The sequence below is a fragment of the Desulfosarcina variabilis str. Montpellier genome (assembly GCF_048565275.1).
In the GTDB taxonomy this organism is placed as follows: Bacteria; Desulfobacterota; Desulfobacteria; order Desulfobacterales; family Desulfosarcinaceae; genus Desulfosarcina; species Desulfosarcina variabilis.
Window position 1 is genome coordinate 9,130,069 of record NZ_CP159846.1, and the last position, 21,334, is coordinate 9,151,402.

18 protein-coding genes are annotated in these 21,334 nt (G+C 52.4%); 7 read left to right on the top strand and 11 right to left on the bottom strand.

Annotated features, from left to right (window positions below; genetic code table 11):
* Positions 1-93: 93 nt before the first annotated feature.
* A complete protein-coding gene (locus Dvar_RS40945; protein ID WP_419659230.1) occupies positions 94-771 on the bottom strand; it encodes a zinc ribbon domain-containing protein in 678 nt (225 codons plus the stop codon).
* Between the two features lie 334 nt (positions 772-1,105).
* Between Dvar_RS40945 and Dvar_RS40950 the strand changes: the two genes are divergently transcribed.
* Positions 1,106-1,444: a hypothetical protein gene (locus tag Dvar_RS40950; protein WP_419659231.1), complete on the top strand. Its 339-nt coding sequence runs from the start codon at positions 1,106-1,108 to the stop codon at positions 1,442-1,444.
* A 292-nt stretch (positions 1,445-1,736) separates the two neighbouring features.
* Here Dvar_RS40950 and gltA read toward each other — a convergent pair whose 3' ends face one another.
* Together gltA and Dvar_RS40960 are read right to left on the bottom strand one after the other, a co-directional pair.
* Positions 1,737-3,149, bottom strand: a complete 1,413-nt coding sequence (gltA, locus tag Dvar_RS40955; RefSeq protein WP_419659232.1) for an NADPH-dependent glutamate synthase — start codon at positions 3,147-3,149, stop codon at positions 1,737-1,739.
* Between the two features lie 99 nt (positions 3,150-3,248).
* The gene (locus tag Dvar_RS40960; protein WP_419659233.1) at positions 3,249-4,085 is read right to left on the bottom strand and encodes a sulfide/dihydroorotate dehydrogenase-like FAD/NAD-binding protein; all 837 of its coding nucleotides are present in this window, start codon (positions 4,083-4,085) and stop codon (positions 3,249-3,251) included.
* Positions 4,086-4,489: 404 nt separating this feature from the next.
* Between Dvar_RS40960 and Dvar_RS40965 the strand changes: the two genes are divergently transcribed.
* Complete coding sequence (locus Dvar_RS40965) at positions 4,490-5,275, top strand: TatD family hydrolase (protein ID WP_419659234.1); 786 nt, start codon at positions 4,490-4,492, stop codon at positions 5,273-5,275.
* A 42-nt stretch (positions 5,276-5,317) separates the two neighbouring features.
* Here Dvar_RS40965 and Dvar_RS40970 read toward each other — a convergent pair whose 3' ends face one another.
* A complete protein-coding gene (locus Dvar_RS40970; protein ID WP_419659235.1) occupies positions 5,318-6,508 on the bottom strand; it encodes a vWA domain-containing protein in 1,191 nt (396 codons plus the stop codon).
* A gap of 2 nt (positions 6,509-6,510) precedes the next feature.
* The gene (locus Dvar_RS40975; protein WP_419659236.1) at positions 6,511-7,365 is read right to left on the bottom strand and encodes an AAA family ATPase; all 855 of its coding nucleotides are present in this window, start codon (positions 7,363-7,365) and stop codon (positions 6,511-6,513) included.
* Positions 7,366-7,973: 608 nt separating this feature from the next.
* On the opposite strand from Dvar_RS40975, the gene Dvar_RS40980 reads away from it, so the two are divergent.
* The 4 genes from Dvar_RS40980 to Dvar_RS40995 all read left to right on the top strand — a co-directional run bounded on the left by Dvar_RS40980 (position 7,974) and on the right by Dvar_RS40995 (position 10,249).
* Positions 7,974-8,201 (top strand): hypothetical protein, encoded by a 228-nt coding sequence (locus Dvar_RS40980; protein ID WP_419659237.1) that lies wholly within the window; start codon positions 7,974-7,976, stop codon positions 8,199-8,201.
* A 155-nt stretch (positions 8,202-8,356) separates the two neighbouring features.
* Entirely contained in the window at positions 8,357-8,542 is a 186-nt protein-coding gene (gene tatA, locus Dvar_RS40985; protein WP_419659238.1) for a twin-arginine translocase TatA/TatE family subunit, read from the top strand.
* Positions 8,543-8,634: 92 nt separating this feature from the next.
* Positions 8,635-9,786, top strand: a complete 1,152-nt coding sequence (locus tag Dvar_RS40990; RefSeq protein WP_419659239.1) for an MFS transporter — start codon at positions 8,635-8,637, stop codon at positions 9,784-9,786.
* 103 nt (positions 9,787-9,889) lie between these two features.
* Complete coding sequence (locus Dvar_RS40995) at positions 9,890-10,249, top strand: DsrE family protein (RefSeq protein WP_419659240.1); 360 nt, start codon at positions 9,890-9,892, stop codon at positions 10,247-10,249.
* Positions 10,250-10,356: 107 nt separating this feature from the next.
* Here Dvar_RS40995 and Dvar_RS41000 read toward each other — a convergent pair whose 3' ends face one another.
* From Dvar_RS41000 to Dvar_RS41020, 5 genes are read right to left on the bottom strand one after another with little or no spacing between them, the layout of a single operon-like run.
* A complete protein-coding gene (locus Dvar_RS41000; protein WP_419659241.1) occupies positions 10,357-11,805 on the bottom strand; it encodes a DUF1302 family protein in 1,449 nt (482 codons plus the stop codon).
* A gap of 29 nt (positions 11,806-11,834) precedes the next feature.
* Positions 11,835-12,677 carry an outer membrane lipoprotein-sorting protein gene (locus Dvar_RS41005; protein ID WP_419659242.1) on the bottom strand — a complete coding sequence of 281 codons (843 nt, stop codon included), beginning with the start codon at positions 12,675-12,677 and terminating at the stop codon, positions 11,835-11,837.
* Positions 12,667-15,177 carry an efflux RND transporter permease subunit gene (locus Dvar_RS41010; RefSeq protein ID WP_419659243.1) on the bottom strand — a complete coding sequence of 837 codons (2,511 nt, stop codon included), beginning with the start codon at positions 15,175-15,177 and terminating at the stop codon, positions 12,667-12,669. The genes Dvar_RS41005 and Dvar_RS41010 overlap by 11 nt, the downstream gene beginning before the upstream one ends.
* Before the next feature lie 18 nt (positions 15,178-15,195).
* On the bottom strand, positions 15,196-17,649 hold the full coding sequence (locus Dvar_RS41015) for an efflux RND transporter permease subunit (protein WP_419659244.1): 2,454 nt from the start codon (positions 17,647-17,649) through the stop codon (positions 15,196-15,198).
* Between the two features lie 25 nt (positions 17,650-17,674).
* Complete coding sequence (locus Dvar_RS41020) at positions 17,675-18,286, bottom strand: TetR/AcrR family transcriptional regulator (RefSeq protein WP_419659245.1); 612 nt, start codon at positions 18,284-18,286, stop codon at positions 17,675-17,677.
* Between the two features lie 513 nt (positions 18,287-18,799).
* Between Dvar_RS41020 and rsgA the strand changes: the two genes are divergently transcribed.
* Positions 18,800-19,939: a ribosome small subunit-dependent GTPase A gene (rsgA, locus tag Dvar_RS41025; RefSeq protein WP_419659246.1), complete on the top strand. Its 1,140-nt coding sequence runs from the start codon at positions 18,800-18,802 to the stop codon at positions 19,937-19,939.
* A 167-nt stretch (positions 19,940-20,106) separates the two neighbouring features.
* Here the strand turns inward: rsgA and Dvar_RS41030 are convergent, their stop codons facing one another.
* Positions 20,107-21,324: an SWIM zinc finger family protein gene (locus Dvar_RS41030; protein ID WP_419659247.1), complete on the bottom strand. Its 1,218-nt coding sequence runs from the start codon at positions 21,322-21,324 to the stop codon at positions 20,107-20,109.
* Between the last annotated feature and the right edge of the window lie 10 nt (positions 21,325-21,334).

Here is a 21,334-nt window from a genome sequence, read left to right on the forward strand (position 1 = left end):
TAAGGGTCAGTGTTAAGTGTGAAGGAAAGGTATCCTATTGATTCTTAAATAAAATTATATCCGATCCACCACTTAACACGTTTTCACTGGCCGTTAACAGCCGGCAACATCTTTCCCGCAGTGTTTACAAACTTTAGCCCGCTTTTTTATTATTTCCGCGCAAAAGGGGCACTCTCGGGTAAAAAATCGCTCGTGGATTTTTTTTACGGCACGGTCCACCTGTTCCTGTAGGCGCTGATTGCCGAATTTCAAATTGCGGATGGGCTCGATGGCTTCCAACTCACCAATATCCCCAATCATCTCCGCAGCCTTCATGCGTACTCGGACCGGCTCCGTCGAATCGGTCAACAGTTTCAAAATAGAAATTCCGTCATTGTTCACATAGCAGTCGGCAAGGATCGAAAATCCCCGCTTGATATTTTGTTTCAACGCCTCTTCCTCGGCCAGCACCTGATCATCGATCACCTGGCCCTGGCCCCCAACTGGACTGAACACCGGAATAAGCTCAAATTGCGTGGTTCCAGGAAAATTGATGCAGCGATAGGAGGCGCGTTGGGCATAATTATCCATCATACTATCCCAACCACTGGTGTAAAGCGGGCATTCATCGTTAAAACACATAAACAGGTATGGTGTCCCCCAGCCCAGGCCATCGCCGACGTTGATGGGTGGCACCTCCCAGATGGACATCTGCTGATTACAGTGCGGGCAAGTCGGTTTTTCCATCTCCAATATTTTTTCAAGGACTTCCTCTTTGGTTTCAAAAGCCATGGGTGAACCTCCGTAGGCTGGGAAAAAGATTAGATCGATCCGTCAACTATCGTTATCAAAGTATTCAAAATGATGCAGGTAAATTAAGGCACGCCCAAAGATTGTCAATGACAAGTGTTGGGTGTCCTGTATTGGCGTTTGTATCACTACTATGCGTGCAGGGGGTAAATTGCAAGATGTAACAATTTTAAAAAAACTAAAGTTATCCCTCCTACTGTCGATATTTATTGCGGGTACATTAAAAACACGACGGCGAGCCATATGAAAAAACGATCAGTATTTGATCTGCTAGATAATGGAACTCGCATCGACGATATGCAAAAGGAGGGACACGATGGAAACGATAAACGCAACCAATTCGATGAGCAATCAAGTTCAGGGACTGGAAAGAGCCCCAAGGGTTAACGAAATCAAACCGGAGGAAGAAAAAACCACCGGCCAGCAGGCCGCGCAAGCCGAAGACAATCCGGATTACCGCGTTAACCTTTCAGAAGAGTCCAGACAAAGAGTAGCCGAAATGAACAGTCCCATGACGGCCCCCCAAGAAGGCCCGGAAGAAAACATGACCGAACAAGAAGCAGCGGGTCTGGCTGAACAAATGGCCAACCAGCTGTCGCAGACCAATGTCGCCATTGCCAACGAGGCCATGCAAAAAGCGATGGGTATTACCTAATCAACAGGCCATCCACCAAAAATCCATCCAGGTACCCTCACCTCATTCAGCAGCCGGTTGTTGCATACACCGGCTGTTTTGTTTGGTTGCAATAAGAATAACCGTGGTGCACCCGCGCCAATCCACACCCTCACCAGCATATAAGGTAAAAACCGATACCCGTCGCAGGGTTCCAGGTCAGCCAACCAATCCGAAGAGCCTGTTTGATAAATCTGTCTCTGGAATCGCTTTAAACAAAAAGCCGGCCGAGATCGAAATCGGTCGGCCGGCTTTGGTTTATGAGCTTAGGGTGTTACCATCCCCAGGTCAGGTATTGGTGAATGGAGTCGGCCGCCTTTCGACCGGCCCCCATGGCCAGAATCACCGTGGCTGCACCGGTAACGATGTCACCACCGGCCCAGACCCCTTTTTTAGTGGTCTTGCCCGTTTCCAGATCGGCCACGATGTACCCCCATTTGTTGAGCTCCATGTCCGGGGTGGACTGGGTCAACAGCGGATTGGCACCGGACCCCACGGCCACGATGACCAGATCGGTGTCCATATGGAACTCGGATCCCTCAATGGGAACGGGGCTACGCCGACCTGAATCGTCCGGTTCGCCAAGCTCCATCTTCAGGCATTCCATGCCGGTGAGGCGTCCTTTTTCGTCCCCTTTGAACTGGGTGGGATTGGTAAGCAGAAAAAATTCAATGCCCTCTTCTTCGGCATGGTGGATTTCCGCAGTCCTGGCAGGCATTTCAGTCCTGGATCGGCGATAGACAATCTTGACGCTCTCCGCCCCCAAACGCATGGCGGTTCTCGCCGAATCCATGGCCACATTACCGGCACCCAACACCACCACGTTCTTGCCAATTGGAATCGGTGTGTCCACCTCAGGAAACTTATAGGCTTTCATCAGATTGGCCCGGGTCAGGTACTCGTTGGCCGACAGGATGCCAATCAGGTTTTCGCCGGGCAGGTTCATGAAGCGTGGCAGACCAGCGCCCACGCCAAGGTAAATCGCCTCGTAGCCCTGTTCAAACAACTCGTCCAGGCTGACCGTGCGGCCCACCACGGAATTGACCTCGACATTCACGCCGAGACGTTCCAGAAAGTTGACTTCCTGGGCCACAATGGCCTTGGGCAGCCGGAACTCGGGAATGCCGTAAACCAAAACGCCGCCAGGCTTATGGAAGGCTTCCAACACCGTAACGGCGTGGCCTTTTTGAATCAGGTCGCCAGCCACGGTCAAACCAGAGGGGCCAGACCCCACCACGGCCACTTTTCTGCCGGTGGACGACGCCTTGGGGGGTAATTCCCCCGTACCATGTTCACGTTCATAATCGGCCACAAAGCGCTCCAGGTTGCCAATGGCCACTGCCTCGCCGCGTTTACCCACGATGCACTTACCTTCACACTGAATTTCCTGGGGGCATACCCGACCACACACTGCCGGCAGGGCGTTTTTGGTCCACACGTGCCGAATCGCACCAGTAAAATCACCCTGGGCCACCAGATTGATAAACCCTGGGATATCCACCCCCACCGGACACCCTTCTACACATCCGGGTTTTTTACACTGCAGACATCGGGCCGCCTCTTCCTGAGCCATGGCAACGGTATAGCCGGTCGGTACTTCCTCGAAATTCCGTTTTCTGATTTCTGGTTTCTGCTCGGGCATCGCCACACGGGGCGCCTTACCCTTTTTTTCTTTTTTTTCGGTCATTTCAATCCCTCCATCTCAACAATCCCCGTGCGCCGATCCATCCACGTATCGCCTTTTTTGCAGATGTATCCATCGCGTTCATCCCGTTCCCGTCACTTTTCAGGACGCATCCTGAAGGGTGCAGAATCCCTCGTAACATTGCTTTTCTTCATCACAATAAGCTTGAAGCCGCAGCATTAATTCATCGAAATTCACCTGATGCCCGTCAAACTCCGGACCATCGACACATGCAAATTTCGTTTCACCACCGACGGTCACCCGGCATCCCCCGCACATTCCCGTGCCGTCGATCATAATGGGATTCAAGCTTACCAGGAGTTTTACACCGTATGGTTTGGTGATGTTGGCCACGGCTCGCATCATGGGGACCGGTCCGATGCCCACCACCAGTTTGACATCACCTTGATCCAACACGTCTTTGAGCACATCGGTAACAAACCCATGGTGTCCATAAGTGCCGTCATCGGTGCAGACCTTTAAGTCATTGGATGCCGCTTTCATCTGGGATTCGAGAATCAAAAGATCTTTGGTTCTGGCGCCAATGATACAGGTCACATCGTTGCCGATCTCTTTGAGGGCACGGGTGATGGGATGCAGCACGGCCACACCGGTGCCACCGCCCACGCACACCACTTTGCCCACTTTTTCCAAATGCGTGGCTTTGCCAAGCGGTCCGATGACGTCCTGAAATCCATCCCCCACACTCAGGGTTTTGAACAGGGCGGTCGATTTTCCTACTACCATGTAGATAATGGTGATAGTGCCCTTGTCCGGATCCGTGTCCGCCATGGTAAGCGGAATCCGCTCGCCGTCCTCATTGGCCTTCAGGATGACAAACTGACCGGGCTTGGCTTTTTTTGCGATCAGGGGCGCTTCGATTTCATTTAAAATCACGGTCCCCTCGGCCATTTCCTCTCGTTTTACAATCTTGAACATGCGTGCCCTCCAAGTCTATTGTTTCAACGCAACCCGTTGGCTGCAAAACATATTTTTTTTACTTATCGTTCATCCATGGCTACTATACATTCCCGTATTATGAAATCAAGCTCAAAACTGGAGATTGGCTGCAATACGAAATATTTTTAGATTGATGACGATTTGTTTTATTTTTTCATATGGAACGACAACTGCTAAAAAAAGCTAAACATTTTAGGCCGATTATGCAAATATAGCTGTTTTATCAATAGGCGAGCCAACTTGCATTCAACCATTGGAAGGCCTCGACAACGATTTGATAAGATAGCTTAACTATTTCTTAAAATGTTCATGTGTTGCGTTTGCAGTAGTATCTATTTACTTAACAATAAAACCGTATTGGGTCGACATAACGCCTTTAAAAGATGAAAATTTTTGACAGTCATTGCCATTTGGACGATCGTTCATTCAACAAAGATTTCCAGGACGTACTGAAACGGGCCACGCTGGCCGACGTTCACAGAATGCTGATTGCCGGTGTTAACGAAAAATCATCCGAGCGGGCGGTAGGCTTGGCCAGTCAGCATGCCAATCTTTTTGCTTCAATTGGGGTGCATCCACACGATACCCATTCGTGTACAGAAAATACCCTGGCCGATCTCAGCAAATTGGCCGCTAATACAAAAGTCGTTGCCTGGGGTGAAATCGGGTTGGATTTTAACCGTATGTATTCACCCAGAGAGATTCAGGAAAAGTGGTTCATCCGCCAGTTGGAAATGGCTGATGCCCTGGATCTGCCACTGATCTTCCACGAGCGGGACAGCCATGGACGCCTGCTGGAAATCCTGAAAAGCCTGCCCAGTTCCCGCCGACAAGCGGTGGTTCACTGCTTTAGTGGCAATCCAAATGAGCTGGCCCAATATCTGGAGATGGGCTTTTATATCGGCATCACGGGTATCGTGACCATTAAAAAACGGGGAGCCGCATTGCGGCAAATGATTTCGTCCATCCCAATGGATCGGATTCTGGTCGAAACAGATGCACCTTACCTGACGCCCACCCCCCAGCGCAACAAATTTCGCCGTAACGAACCGGCTTTTGTACGTGAAGTACTGTTCAAAGTGGCCGACGTTCGCGGAGACGATCCGTCTGCCCTGGCCCAGCAAGTCTGGGCGAACACCTGTACCCTGTTCGGTATCAATCCATCTTAGCGTAGCGCCTATAAGGCCCTTATCGGCGTCCCTGCTTGATGATCAGGCGGCCATGAGATGCTGGACGGCTTTTTCAAGACCGTCGATGGACAATTCGAACATGGGAAAAATCTGTTGGATCATAATGATCGTGCGCGTGTACCCCCACATCGGCGCCGGCACCGGATTGAGCCAGACACTGTGGGGAAACGTGTGGGCCAGGCTTCTCAGACATTCAATGCTGGGTTTGCCGCTCCGATTCTGAACATAAATGGAACCGTCGCGGGACATCAGCTCATAGGGCGCCATACTGGCGTCACCCACCACGATAATACGAGTTTCCGGATCCAGGCGGGACAGTTCAGCCATGCGCATGGGTTTTCGGTAACGTGCCGGATCTTCCCAGATGGTGTCGTAAATGGTGTTGTGGAAGAAAAAGGTGCGCACCTCCTTAAACTGGGCCCGGGCATAGTCGAAAAGGGTCTGCACCACCGACACGTAAGGATCCATGGACCAGCCGCCGTTGTCGATGGCCAGAATCACTTTGAGGCGATCTTTGAGGCGCCGGTCAAAGACGATTTCGATCTCCCCGCCGTTTTTCATGGTGCGATAGATGCTCTCATCGACGTTGACCTGGTCCTTGGGACCGGCCGGCACCAGGTTGCGCAGCCGTTTGAGGGCCTCGCCGACCATGGCCTGGGTCAGGGGGCCGGACAGGGAGTAATCCTTGTAACGCCTTTCCATGGCGACTTTGACAGCCGACTTGTTGCGCGATACACCGCCCACACGCATACCGCCCGGATGGTAGCCGGAATGGCCCACGGGTGAGGTGCCGCCGGTACCGATCCATTTGCTGCCCCCATCGTGACGCCCTTCCTGCTCCTTGAGCCGTTCCTTGAAATAGTCGATGAGTTCTTCGGGCGTCATGCGATTAAGCTCTTCTTCATTGATCCCCAACGCACCCGCCATGGTTTTGGGATCTTTGAGCCATTCTTCCAGCATGGCCTGGGCGATTTCGTCAAGCTCCAATCCATCGACATCGGGCAACTCGGCCCCCTGGAAATGGTAGGCAAACACCTGATCAAACAGATCAAAGTAGCGCTCACTTTTTATCAGGATGGTTCGCGATGCCGTGTAAAATTCATCCAGGGTACGAATCAGATGGCTTTTCATCGCCCGGTGCAGGGTCAAAAACGCCGTGGGGCTGACCGGTATACCCAACTCTTTTAATTTATAGAAAAAAGCCAGAAACATAATCAGAACATTTTCCGCCGGTTGACAAAGGTATTGGCCCTTTCGTAGTCACCGCTTTTTTTGAACAGCACACCCAAAAATGGCAGATCGCCCTTTGCCAGCCGCTTGGGCTTGAAGTCCGGATCGGCTTTCAATGCGCGAATCCAGTTGATCAGCTCGCGTGTAGCGGGCCGTTTTTCCATGCCGTCCAATTCCCGCATACGGTAGAACGCATCAATGGCATTGTTCATCAGATCATCACTGATACCCGGGAAATGCACCGCGATAATACGACGCATCATCTTGGGGTCCGGAAAGGCGATATGGTGAAAATTGCACCGACCTAAAAACGGATCTGAAAGATCCTTTTTGGCATTGGAGGTGATGATGATCACAGGCCTGTGCTTGGTCGGAATCGTCTTGTCGATCTCGATGATGTCGAACTCCATCTGGTCCAGCACGTCCAGCATATCATCCTGAAAATCAGTGTCCGCCTTGTCGATTTCATCGATCAGCAGCACCGTGCGCTGATCGGCTGTGAACGCCTGGCCGATTTTGCCCATTTTGATGTATTCTTCGATGTTACTCACATCCCGCTGGCTATCGCCGAAGCGGCTGTCATTGAGCCGGGTCAGGGTGTCGTACTGATAAAGCGCCTCCACCAGTTTCATGCTGGACTTGACGTTGAGCACCAACAGCGGCATGTTCAGGCTTTCAGCAATGGCATGGGCCAGCATGGTTTTCCCCGTACCGGGCTCGCCCTTGAGCAGTAAGGGCATTTCCAGGGCCATAGAAATATTGACGATTTGGGCCAGTTCCTCGTCCAGGACATATCTGGTGGCGCCGGAAAAGGACGCCGTTGATGGTTGCTCACTCATGAATACCTCTCTGATTTTTTCTAACAATTTCCACCACTGGATAAAGCAGTACCCCGATCTTTCGATCACAATAGAGACCGATTATTTAACACAGAGAACACAAAACCACAAGAACAACATAACATATTACCAATCCTAAACCAACCGATAGACTAAATAAAAAACAACCGCCTCAATTCATCATCAGGGTTTGATCTGTAAAAATAACCACGAATCCATCAAGGTCCACTTTTTTCAAACCGAATTTGGCCGCCAATTGACACCCATATTCCACAATGATATTGTTTGAGCAGCAGTTTCACCCCTTATTTACGGACCGCTGAAACGACTGGATTATCTACATTTAAAAACAACCTGAACAAATGATTGTGGGTGTTCAATAAAGGAAGCACTTCCCGTGATTCGTCAGGGGAAGGCGAAGATATGGTGATTTAACCATGGGCACCATTATTTCATTAGATCAAAAACTGAAAAACAGCCGTGAAAAGCAGGACGCAATTGTAAAAAAAAGGAAACTTTTAGCTGTTCGAAACATCTTCCGTTGCACGCATTGTATATCCAAGTGTGAAAAATGCGGTGTACAAATAACGGCGGATAATCGTCCGGCATTGCCGTCGTATAGAGTTCCCTATGTATTCTGTGACAGCTGTGCCGAAGACTATGTGGCCTATATTGAAATCCTAAAAGGCAACAAAGACAAGGCCATGTACTGGCACAACGATGCGTGGATGAAAGTGTGGGCGACCTGGATCGAACATCAGGGGGCCATTGACAGCTATTTGAAATCCAAAGAGTTTGAACGACTGTTGGATGAACTAAGACCGAATCAGACCTGAATAGATGCTACCGCCTGAATTCGCGCCTATCCAAAAGAAATGCCTGCTTGCTTTTTTCTTGATGTATAAGTATTGGTGGCGGTGGTATATTACAGCGGTGGTATATTACAAATGGTGCTGTAAAGTTCGTTGCGGTTTAAATTGAGGAGGAAATCATGTTTGGAATCGGCATGCCAGAATTAATCATTATCCTGGTTATTATCCTTATTATTTTCGGTGTTGGTAAGCTGCCAGAGATTGGCGGTGGTATGGGCAAAGCAATCCGCAATTTCAAATCGGCCTCCAAAGAAGTCGAGGAGGACGCACCTGAAAAAAAAATCGAGGAGGAAAAAAAAGCCTGATCACTTAGTTTTCTTTTTGTAATGACAACCCGTTAAATTACGCCGGCTGCGCGGACGTTCCCCCACTAGCATGCGCGCCGGCTTTTTTGTTGATGATTGCCGATAAAACCGCCATTCGGATCCAATATTTTCTCTATTTTGGAGTCATGGGTGTTTTTCTGCCCTACTTCAACCTTTATTGCCTGAAAATCGGCTTCAACGGTTTTCAGATCGGCAGCCTGTCTGCCGTACGGTCGATTGTGCTGATCGTATGCTCTATTTTCTGGAGCATTCTGGCGGACCGCCGAGGCATCAGGCGTCCCATCTATATTCTGTGCAGTTTCGTCAGCAGCGGACTATGGGCCCTGTTTCTGCTGACCACCGATTTTTATTGGATGCTGGCCATTACCGTCGCCTATGGTGCGTTTTATGCGCCACTGATTTCTTTCCTGGAAGCCTTTGCCATGGATGTGCTGGATCAAACCAAAAGCCGCTATGGCCAGACCCGGGCATGGGGGTCGGTGGCCTTTATCGCCGTGGTGCTCATTCTGGGAAAAATTATCGATCGCTACACCGTGAGCATTATCATCGGTCTGGTGCTTGCCCTGTCTTTCGCCCAGGCCTTTGCCGCCATCACTATCCCCCGCACGGCGCATCGGCGCCACGCCCAGTCTCAAGGTGCCGCCCCCCGGCTTTTTTCCATGCCTACAGTAATTTTCCTCATTTGTGCGTTTCTCATGCTGGTCAGCCACGGAGCCTACTACGGCTTTTTTTCCATTCATCTGGCCCAACTGGGGCATGACGGCAGCTTTATTGGAACCTGCTGGGCGTTGGCATCCATGGCCGAGGTGGTATTGATGATCAATTCCGCCCGCCTGTTCAACATGTTCTCCTTCAAACGGGTGCTGGGTTTTTCCCTTTTTGTTGCCGCCCTTCGTTGGAGCCTTTTATGTGTCGCGCAGTCGGCGGCAACCATTTTGGCCAGTCAACTGCTGCACGCCGTCACCTATGGCGCATTTCACATGGCCGGTATCCTTTACATGGATCAATTGGCGCCGCCTGCCGCCAAAACCCTGGGGCAGGCCTTGAACAACGCCGTCACTTATGGACTCGGTCTCACCATCGGTTTTTTTGTCAGCGGGGCCGTTTACGAATCTTTTGGCAGCCAACCGCTGTTTATCTTCAGTGCGGTCACGGCTTTTATCGGCGGTGTTATTTTTACCGGCTTCCACTATTTCGCATCTTTTCATAAACAGACCAAGTGAGTATCCATCAACGCAATGGTTGACAGATGCCGAAAACAAGACCATCTTTTTCTCAAAACGCCATTTTAAGACAATGCCATTTTTATAGTGAAAGGAAGTAAGTATGAAAGAGAAAGTCGTCGTCGCGCTAAGCTGTGGTACCGATAATCCCAATCGTTCCACCCGCGCCATCCACCTGGCCACCATCGCTCATAAAGAAGGAAAAGATACCACGTTGTTTTTGCTCGATGAAGGTGTCTACATCGCCAAGGAAGGACTTGCCGATCACCTGCGGGCCGCGACCGGTGACGTGGCTGACGACCTGATCGCTTATCTCCAGGCCCATGAGGTGCCCATTTTAGTCTGTACCCCCTGCGCCAAAGCCCGCCGCATCGAAGAAACAGATCTGATCGAAGGCGCCCGCATGGCCACAGCGGCCGAGTTGATTCACATGTCCTGTGACGCGGCAGTGATCAGCCTGTAGAACACCAAGGGATCTGTATGAAGTAATCCGAACGGCAACCACGACCCACGGGCATTCAGGATAAACCGCCATGCCCACGATCCAGTGCCCGTGCAATGCCTGTGGTCTTAAAAACTGTACTTGAATTCCAAAAAAAGCCGGTCATTATCTCCTATATTTTTGAACGCGGGCAGATTACCGGACTGATACAGGACGCCCCCGCCATCAACCGTCAGGGCATCGATGATTTCATATTCCGCTGAAAGGCGCTGGTAGGCCCCGTCCTGGCCGGTTTCCCCGTAAAACGAAAGCACAAGGGTCAGGGTCAAGGTATCGTTGAGGTAGTCCTTGTCCATCCGGGCCACCCATTGCAGCTGATCCGTATTCCATCCGTCGGGATCCTGTTTCAAATCATCGTTGTGATGGTAAAGGTGCCGATCGACCAGTTCCAGCGAAATCAACGTCTCGTCAAATCCATTGTATTCCAGGCCGGCCATGGTGTCCAAACGGGAAAAGGTTTCATTGGGTGCGTTGGTAAATTTCAATCCATCCAGCCATGCTATTTCTCCCTTGATCAACCAATTGCCCATGGCCACATTCGTCGATGTCCCAACCATCTTGATGCGTGCGTGTGCGCTTTGCAGAGAATTTGATGGTGCGGATGAGCAGCACTCAACATGGGCATCTTTATCGTAGACATCAGCCAGGTAAATCCCCAGATCCCAGCCTGAGAATATGCCATTTAAAGCCATGGCGAACTGCGTGTTTCGCATGTTGCTGTTAACACGCTTTTCAGCCGGAGACGGCGCTGCAAAGGGATAGAAATCCGAACCGTAGGGCGGATTTTCATTGAAACGCACCTCGTGAATCAGGATGCCGGAGAGGTTAAACGCCCCCCAGTAGTAATCCAGTTTACTCAAGGTCACCGGCAGGCGCAGGTCTTCGATGTCGGTGATCCCCGGCATTCGCAGATCCAGCGGGTTTATCACATCCACGACACGGATGTTGTCCGATGTCCCCCAAACCACGATCTGGCGCCCCACCTTAATATCCCACTGCCGGGCAGGACTGCCCATCAGATACATTTCGCGCACGTCCACCTCGCTTTCATAGGCATCCAGAACCGCATCGGTGTATGCGTCGCGTCCATTGATCGGGTAGGCGAAATCATAATCGGCCCTGCAGCTGGCATACACTTGCCAGCCATCTTCCAGCTTCGCGTCAAATTCCAGAAACAACTCCGTTTTCAGGCTGGACAGACCGCGCCAGTCCGTTTCCCCGGCAGCCGGGCGATCGTGGGCAAAATTATAAATCGCGGCGGCCTTGGCATGTCCCCCCAGACGCCCCGGCGAGTCGGCATTTGTCGTCTCAGATGCCAGATCATGGGGATCAACGGGCATGGTCGAATCGTCAAATCCATCTATCGGCACATCTTCTTCTGCAGGTCCGATGTCATCAAATCCATCGAGAAAATCGTCGCTGCCCCAGCCCGGTCGACCATCGGTATGGAGGAAACAGAAAAACACCCCTGCCACCAGCACCCAAAGCCGCCATCGCAAAACGACGTGGCGAAGCATACGCCCACCTTGCATTTCCATCTGGCGCCCTACAACCCCTTTTCCATCTGGCGAATCGAAAAAAAGGCTTCATCAAGCTTCTGATCGAAGCGGACCTGGTCCAGCTTCAAAATGGTTTTGTGGACCATCTGTTTGCCGGTCTTGCGGGTCACCTGCAACTCGGTGGCCACCCAGATCCCGTCAATCGTTTCCAGACGATTGACCATCATGTATTTAAGATCGACGCTGTTTTCGACCCAGTGGATCGATCGCACGATGAAATCGTTGTCCTGCCGGACAAAAACCAGCTCTTTGGTATAGCCAGTTTCTGCCTCTACTTCTTTTGATCGGGGAATGGCCCAGATGGCCCAGGTTTTTACGCCGTCAAAGACCTGCTCGGGCCCCTTTTCGTAAAAGTGGTAATCGTAGTCTGCCAGTTCCCGATCGGCCATGTCCGCATAATTCAGGTCCGAGCCCATGAAACTGCCACTCTTATCCGTAGTAGCGATGCGCTTTGTTTTTCTGAGGGCCGGCAGATAAAGCCACTGATCGTCATCATGCAAAGGGTCGTCGTAATCAATGGTCAAAAAGGCCGTATCCTTGACGTCGGCCGGGTGCAGAAAAAACATCAGCCGCATGGTATCGGGGCCTTTGTCTTTGGTAAACGTGGCAATTTTTCGTGCTCGTTTGCCGCCATGTTTATCGATCAGGATCATCTGCATGTTGGCGGTCTGGTTATCCCCATCATCCCGGGCGTCCACCCGCTCCATGATGGCCCGGGCCTTGGGATCGTCTTTGCAGTGGCCGCATGGAACAGACATCTGAGCCACAAAAATAAAGCTGAAAAAAAACAAAACCGCATGATGAAACAATGACCTGTAATTAATCTTCATTGTTGATCTCCAAACTCGTTGCGGGTTGAGGAGCGCATGGATCCTCGATTGCGCGGCAAGCCCGGGCGGCCAAAGCTGCGGAGGGGGACTGCCCCGTAACCAGAACCATCAGGGCCGGGTTGACGATGAAATCCGCCAGCAAGGCAAAAATAATCGTGAGCCCCGTCAGCCAGCCAAATACGACAAGCAGGGAAAGCGATGCCGACATGAGGATGAAAAAGCCCGCACTCAAGATCACCGAGGTGAGCAAAAGCGCCCTTCCGGTACCCAGCATGGTCTTCTCTATGGAAAAAGAGGCATCGCCGGTCTGATCAAAGTATTTTCTGAAGTTGTACATAAAATGCAGTGTATCATCGACCACAATGCCGATGGCGATGCTGCCGATCATGATGGTACTCATATCAAGCCGGATGTGAAACGCCCCCATAATGCCCATGGTCATAAATATGGGCAGCAGATTGGATATCATGCTGAGCAATCCGATTTTGACATTTCCCACATGGAGTATCATCAAAAGCGTAATCACCAGGAAAGCAGCCACATAACTTTTGGCCATGCTGTGCAGGGACGCCGGAATGGAACGTGATAAAAGGGCCGGGATGCCCGTCACCACTTTGGATGAGACATCCGGGAAACAGCGTTCCGCCAATGCCTGCACATGGGCAACGAAAATTTTCAAATATACCGCATCCGTCCAGGGCGTTTTAATACTCAAGCGGGCAACGCGGTAATCACGGTCGGTAAACCGCTCCAGATCATCCGACCCGCTGTTCTCAAAAAGCAGCAGCTCCTGTGATACAGCGGCTCGCGTCTGGGGCACGGCATGGTATTTTGGATCGTTGCCGTTTAGTGACTGGTTGACCTCCATAATAATATCGTCAATGGCGTATACCTTGCCGACAGATAGATGCGCGTCCGCATATGCCATGATCTTTTGTTTGAAGGCCTGCAACTGGTTTAAAAACAGGGGGGCTTTCAGGCCATCGGCCATTCCGGTGTCCAGAATGGCCTCCAGAATAATCGTGCCGTTCAGATGGGTATCGATGTAAGGCACATCAGCGGTAATCTTCTCTTTCTCATTAATCCAGTTCAGGACATTGTGGGAATAGGACACTTGACAGGTATAGTAAATACTCATGGCAAACAGAAACAGGGCCCCGGCAACCACCTTCCTGGGATGCCGGGTGGAAAACCTCGAGAAGAACAGGAGGGCTCGGTCCATGGCCGCCGACTTTTTTCGTTCTCCAGAATCGATCTTGCGCCTGATGGGGAATAGCGCAATGCAGGCGGGCAGCATCAGAATCGTGTACACAAAGGCCAGCAACACGCCGGCGGCACCGAAAAATCCCAAATCGGCAATGGCGGTCAATTCGGCAAAGGCAAATGAGAAAAGGCTGGCCGCCGTGGTCAGGGCCGTGAGCAACACGGCAAATCCCGAGTGGCCCACGGCATCTATGATGGCGGCCTTTTTGGTGTTTCCGTTTTTGTATTGGACGTAGAAAACAGAAAGGATATGAACGGAATAGCCCACGCTGACGGCCAGAAGAAACCCCGGTAGAACGACTGTGGTCAACTTGATGGTCACCTGAAAAAGCGCCAGCATGCCGCCTGTAGACAAAAGAGCGAAGATAATCACCAATTCAGGCAAGAGCACACCGGACACCCGGCGGAACAGAATCGCCAGAAACACGGCGATGGTCAACAGGGACAGCAATACCACCTTCACGATGTCGATTTCCATGGCCCGGTTATAGACGTCCATGACCACTGGCTCGCCGGCCATGGCGATGGAAAAATCCGGGCTGTGATAGGTTGAAATCGTGTGGTTGATGGCAGCAATGACGGCCCTGTTTTCCTTCTCACCGAAATAGCGCGCTGCGGGTACCGCCTGCGCTTCATCGGCAACGCCACCCGCCTCGTCAAACCCATCGAGAAGGGCGTCAGCTGCGCCTGAACCCTGCAAAATGGCTTGGGTTTCCACCAGCAGTGCGGTGACCTTGCCGTCCCTTGAAATCAGGGTATCCATATACAGGGGATTGGCAAAGATACGTGTTCTCAGAGTTTCGAGATCAGACGGCGTCTGTGGCCAGGTGTCAAGCAAGGCGCCGACCACCAACTCATCCCCTCTACCATATGTGTCACGCGCATTGATCAGGCTATTGACCTCCTTGACATGGGGGACTTTTTTCTCCAATGCCTCGTGAAAAGATTTCAAACGGTGTAAAAAGGTGAGGTCAAACACCTCAGGCGGCGTGACGGTGATCACCAGCATCTCATTTTCGTTGAAACGGTCGCGGAAGGCATCGTATTGAATGCGGATTGGATCATTTTGCCGCAGCAGGGCAACCGCCGACGTATCCATTTCAGCATGCGGAATCTGGCTTGCCAGGGCGGCGACGATGGCCAATGTCATCCCCAGGCACGTCAGGTGATGGCGATAAATGAGCTCCGCAAGACCTGAAAAGAAACCTTCGATGCGACGTCGAAGTTTCGGATTCATATTCGTGTCAATCCCCGGTCAAGAGCTGAAGCCGGATTGTGTGGCTGCCGTTTTTGCCGGCTTTCCATCGGCCCGCAGGGCATGCTGCCGGCCATATATCATTGCCAGCAGGGCCGGTACCAGCAGCAGATCGGCCGCCAGGGCGAAAAGTATCGCGCATCCGACCAGCACCCCGAAATACGCATAACAGGACAGATAGGCGGTGGTGTAGATAATAAACCCGCCGAAAAGAACCAGGCTGGTAATCACCAACGCCCGACCGGTGTGATAAAGGGTTTCTCTCACGGCAGTTTCCACGCAGCCATTGATTTCGTATGCCCTGCGGAAATGGTGCAGGAAATGAATCGTATCGTCAACAACCAGCCCCAGGACGATACTGCCGATGAGAATGGTCATCAGGTCGACGGGAATATTCATGATTCCCATGATACCAAAAATCAGGATGATTGGCACGACATTGGCGATCATGCTCATCAGTCCGATGCGCAGCCGCCCGATCATGACCACCATCAAGGCAGTGATCACCAGCAGCGCAAACAGATAACTTTTGGCCATGCTGGTAATAAATAATTTGGTGATACCGATAAACAGCGCCATGTGCCCGGTAAGGCTGATGGTTTCATGGGGAAACTGCTGTTTGAGATACGCTTTTATTTTTTCGACGTATTCTTTATACAGGACCGAATCGGTAAAAGGGGCCATGATCGATAACCGGCCGGTCCGATAGGTCGCATCGACCAAGTCCTCAAGATCATCGCTGCCACTGGATTCGAAGAGAATCAGCTCCTGGGCGATCAACCGGCGGTTATCCGGAACGGTGTAGGCCGCATCATGCCCCTGGTTCAGTGCACGGTTGGTTTCCTTGAGCACATCTGCCAGGCTCATCACTTTGCCGGCGCGGATGTTGTGAACGGCAACCGTTGGGATCCTGTCGCCCGCCTCGGCCATACGCGCAAGCAGGTCCGGATCATGCAGGCCGTTTTCCCGTCCTGAATCCACGATTACCTCAAGCATGACTGTGCCGCCATTCCTGCCATCCATCAGCCGGGTGCCGACCCGTACGGTGGAATCTTTGGGCAGCCAGTTCATGGCGTTATGAGAAAAGCGTACCCCCAGGGAGGCCATGCCGGCCAAACCCACAACCGCAGCCCAAACCATGGCCACCCAAAGCGGTCGGCCGGTGGTAACCCTGGCAATGGCATCAAACAGCCTGTCCGCGATGGGACGCGTTCCCCCGGAAACACGGCGGTGGGTCTTTGCCGGAAAAATGGCGATCAGGGCCGGCAGCAGAAACAAGGTATAGAAAAAGGCCAGCATGACGCCTATTGGGGCAACATATCCCAGATGGGCGATGATGGCCACATCGGCCCAGATAAAAGAAAGCAGTCCGCAGGCCGTGGTCAGGCTGGTCATCAGTATCGGCAGCCCGGCATAGGCTACGGCCCGGACAATGGCCTCCCGCTTATCACCACTGACCTGAAGGTTGCGGTAGAAAATGGTCAGGATATGCACCGAATCCCCGACACCGACAACGATCAGAAAAGTGGGCAGGATCATGATGGCGTTGGAAATGGGAATCCGCCAGATGGCCATGATGCCCAGTGAGGCCACAAGCGACAGCAACACGGTAATCAACGGATAAACCACACCGGAAATGCGACGGAAGAGCACGGCCAGAAATACGATGATCACGAGAAAAGAGAGCGGAATCATGAGCCTCATATCCTTTTCCAGGCCCCGCTGCAGCTCACTTACGAACACCGGATTACCGGCAAAGAAAAAGTCAATGCCCTGCCCCCTGTATTTGTCGACGATGCCTCGAATCACGGCATCAATCTTAACATTCTGCGCATTACTCAAGTAACGCCCGGCCGGCTGCACGCCAGTCGAGGACTCCTGGGCAAATCCACCCATCAGATCGTCGTCAGCCGCCGGCATGACGGCCCGGGCCTTGACCAGAATCATGGCCAGTGATCGGTCCGGGGACACCAGCAGGCGCTCATAGAGTGGATAATGATCGATCAGGCCTAAAATGCGCCTGTGCTCTGCCGTGGTTTGCGGGGGCCGGGGAATCAGGTCTTCAACGATCAGGGTGTCTTCCTCGGCCCGCACCACCCGCCCGTTGATCAAACTGGTGACCTCATCAAGATAGGGGACCTGATCCTCCAGTTCGGTGTGAAGCCGGTCCATCGTTTCAAAAAAGGCTGGCGTCAACCCCTTTTCGGGCTGCATGGCGATGAAAAACATATCATCCTGGCCAAATTGGTCCCGGAACCGGTTGTAGGCGATCAGGGTGGGATCCGTCTCGTGAAAAAAACTTTCTTCACGGGTATCGATGGTCAATCTGGGTAATTGACTGGCCAGGGCCAGGGTGAGAATCAGCATGATGCCCACAGTCAACAAACGGTGCGCATAAACCCATAAAGCAAGCGCGGCAAACAGGGATTCCAACCGGTGGTGGACGGTACTCATGAACGGCTCCTTTCCTTTATTCCCCCTAATCTTCTGGATGCCTGTCAAGGCCGGCCAGCGTCTGCTTCGTCATGGCCAGCACCAGATCGGCAGCCATCGCTGGCGTCATGGACGGATCGCGGTAGAACATGATCAACACGCCGAAATACTGTGAGAACAGGGCCGCGGCCAGGATGTAGCTGTCAACGGAGGATGCCATCCGCCCGGTGGCTTTCTCCTCGTCGATCATGTTTTCCAGGAAATTGAAAAACGTGATCGTCTGCCAGGTGAGAAACGGCGTATCCGCCTCGGGCTCGAAGACCGTGCTGCGGATGAGCGCCCGATAGAGTTTCCGATTGGCGTCGTAAAAGGAATACATGGCCCGCCAGATATGGGTCAGCCGCTCGGCCAGGTCCCCTTCGGCCGGCAGGCTCGCAAGCGCCTGCGCCGTGGTGCGCTCGATATCTTCGGTCAGGGCGGCTTCCATCAGAGCGCCTTTGTTCTTGAAATGCACCACCACCGATGCGGGCGATACACCGGCCTCCCTGGCGATAGCCCGCATGGTGCAACGGTCCACATCGTTTTCTAAAAACAGTTTTCGGGCGGCTGCCATAATCAACCTGCGGGTTTCGGCTTTGGATACTTCCCGACGATTCATGGATCGGTCCTTGATTAAACAGGTTTTATTATTAAACGTGTTTAATGAAAAAAGTTCTCCCAGTCAAGATAAAAGTCGAAAGGCATTGACAGACCCACGTCATCTAATGTATCGGCAAATGCAACGGTGCGCTGAGATTTTCCATCTCCTCCAAATCGAACGCCATCGCCGCCAACTGACTGATAGAATTGGAATTTCGGCGATACAAAGCAAAGGATTGTATTTTATGCGTAACCAGTCACTGGATATTGTGTCAATCGTTGCCGACATACGGACGGAATTACCAGCAGCGAATTGATCACGGCCTTCAAGGCCAAGCCATAGGTTTGGGCACTAACTAAAGTCTTATCCCCTGATCACGGTTGGCTGTCCTTTTCAGCCTTCCCCTGCCGGTTGTGTTTCGCCCTTTTGACGGCAAAAAACATTATATATCATATCAAATATTTATATTTCAACCAGGCGCATCACCAACGCAAGCGCCAACCCATAGCCATGCCGACAAAGGCGAATTCAATGGAGACAACCATGATCGATGAAAATCGTACTGACAGCATACATACAAACAGACTCATGCAAGGGCTCATCAGGCTCGGATGGGACCAGACGTTCCAGGCCCACCTGGATAAGATGAATCAACCGACCCGCCTGCCGGCCAGAATAATCGGTGTGAGAAAAAACAGGTTCACCATCAGCCAGGGGGATAAGCCGCGTCTGGCGACCGTCGCCGGAAAGCTCCACCACAATCCGGATGAGCGCTTTCCGGTGGCCGGAGACTGGGTCACCGTTGCCGATACGGTCATTCAGACGGTCCTGCCGCGAAAAAACGCCCTGGTCAGAGGGGCTGCCGGCAGCCGTGGCAAACAGGATGAAGCACCCAGCCGAAAGCAGGTGATTGCAGCCAACCTGGACACGGTATTCGTGGTCTGTGGCCTGGATCGGGACTTCAATCTGCGCCGCATCGAACGCTATGTCACCCTGGTATATAATTGCGGCCTGTCCCCGGCCATCATCCTGACCAAGGCCGACCTTCACGCTCACCCGGAAGCCATTGCCGCCGATGTCGAGGGTATCGCTTTCGGTGTGCCGATCCACCTGGTCTCGGCCAAGGAAAGGTCCGGACTGCTTGAACTGGAAAGCAATCTTTCCGCAGGCCGTACGATCACGATGATCGGCTCGTCGGGCGCCGGCAAATCCACATTGCTGAACCGTCTGTACGGTGCAGCGGTACAGAGCACGGGGGCGGTCAGCAGCAGCGACGGCAAAGGCAGACACACCACCACCACCCGGGACCTGATCATGATGCCCCAGGGAGGAATGGTGATCGACAATCCCGGTATCCGGGAAATCGCCCTGTGGGATGGAGAGGATGGCACCGCCCACGCCTTTCCCGACATTGAGCACTTTGCACAGGAATGTCGCTTTTCCGACTGTACCCACCTGCATGAACCGGGATGCCGGGTTCAAGAAGCGGTAGCAAATGGCGAGATTGAACCCGACCGACTCACAAGCTATCACAAATTAAAACGCGAGTTATTCTATTTGGCCGAGCGGCAGCAAAAAAGCGCCGAGCGTGTAGAAAAAGAGCACTGGAAAGCGATTGCACTGAAAGTAAAGGAGATTAAGAAGAAAAAACGCAAAGGATGGAAAGGCTAACCCATGGCCATAGGGTAACCGTATTTGTTTTTTTCTATTTTACCGGCATGCGATTGTAGCGAATGTCAAATGTCCAATGAAAAATGCCAAATGGTGGCATGCTGTCCGTTTTAAATCGATGCGATCCTTCAGTTGGCATTTGGATTTTGACCTTTGGCATTCGCTCTTCATTTGAGAGCGTAAATCCCCCGCCCCACACGCCGAATTTTATCCGATTTAAGCAAGCGGAAAAGGATGTTCTGTACCTGTTTTTGCTCACAGCCGGATTTTTTAACCAGCTCGGCAATACTGGCCCCCTTGGGGTAGGCGGTGAGCATTTTCAGGATCACGTCGGTCATTGTTGCCTGTTTTTTGGATCTGCGCCGGATGGGTGGTCCATAAACACCTCGAGAGATTCTGCGGATTTTGCCGTCGGCCATCAGGCGGCTGATCACCGGCCGCACCGACGCCAGGAGAAAACCGGTTGTGCCGGCGATTTCCGGTGCCCGAATCCCCTTGGGTGAAGATTCGATGAGGCTTAAGATTTGGCCCTTTTTATCGGCCGGCGTGGTCTTGGCTGTTGGGCGGGATTGTTTTTTGGCCGGCCGGGCAGCATTTTTCGCTTTTTTCTTTCCCGCCGGTTTCGTGCCTTTAGAGGGGGCCGAATTAAAATCAGGCACGGCGTCCATGTCGATGCCGAACACCGCCCCCAGATCAGCCTCGGCAATGGTCGGCGTGGTGGTCTCTTCGGCCTTTTCGATCCATTGCCGGCTGGTTTCCTGAACCGCTGTGGTGATCAGATCGTCCATGTCGACCTGGCGAAGGACGAAGAAAAGCGATGGGTCCTGGTCCAGGCGGGCACCAATCCCGTATAGCACGGCCGCCACATGTTTGCACATATAGGCCCAGTCCGGACAACTGCAGCCAAAGCGAATCTCATCGGGAGACGGGAACAGCCCACTGCCCTTTTGCATAAACAGGTGGGCCAGGCTTTTGGGAAAACGGCCGGCCAACAGATCCTGCAGGGAATCCAGCTGCTCGGCACAGGCCGACCGGATCGTATTCCATATAGGCGGAGCAAGCGCAGCAATATCGATCTCCACCGAATAAGGCTTGCTTCGCGATCCCTGCACCAGCGCGTCGACCTTGCCCCCAGCGATCTGAAGATCGAGCACCGCCAGGTGACGCACGTAACTGCGGCCGCGGCCGATGCGGTTGCTGTAGTCCGCATAGCGCTCCAGGTTGGCGTTCCATGACTTGCCCCACCAGGTGTGGGCCAGGGTGCGACCCTCAATGATCACCGGCGACAGGTTGGGATTTTTCTTTTTCAGCTGGCGGATCTTCTTCTCCGCCCGGGCCCGTTTCTCAGCCACGCTGACATATTTGGGGTACTGGAAATAGCTCATTGATACTCCT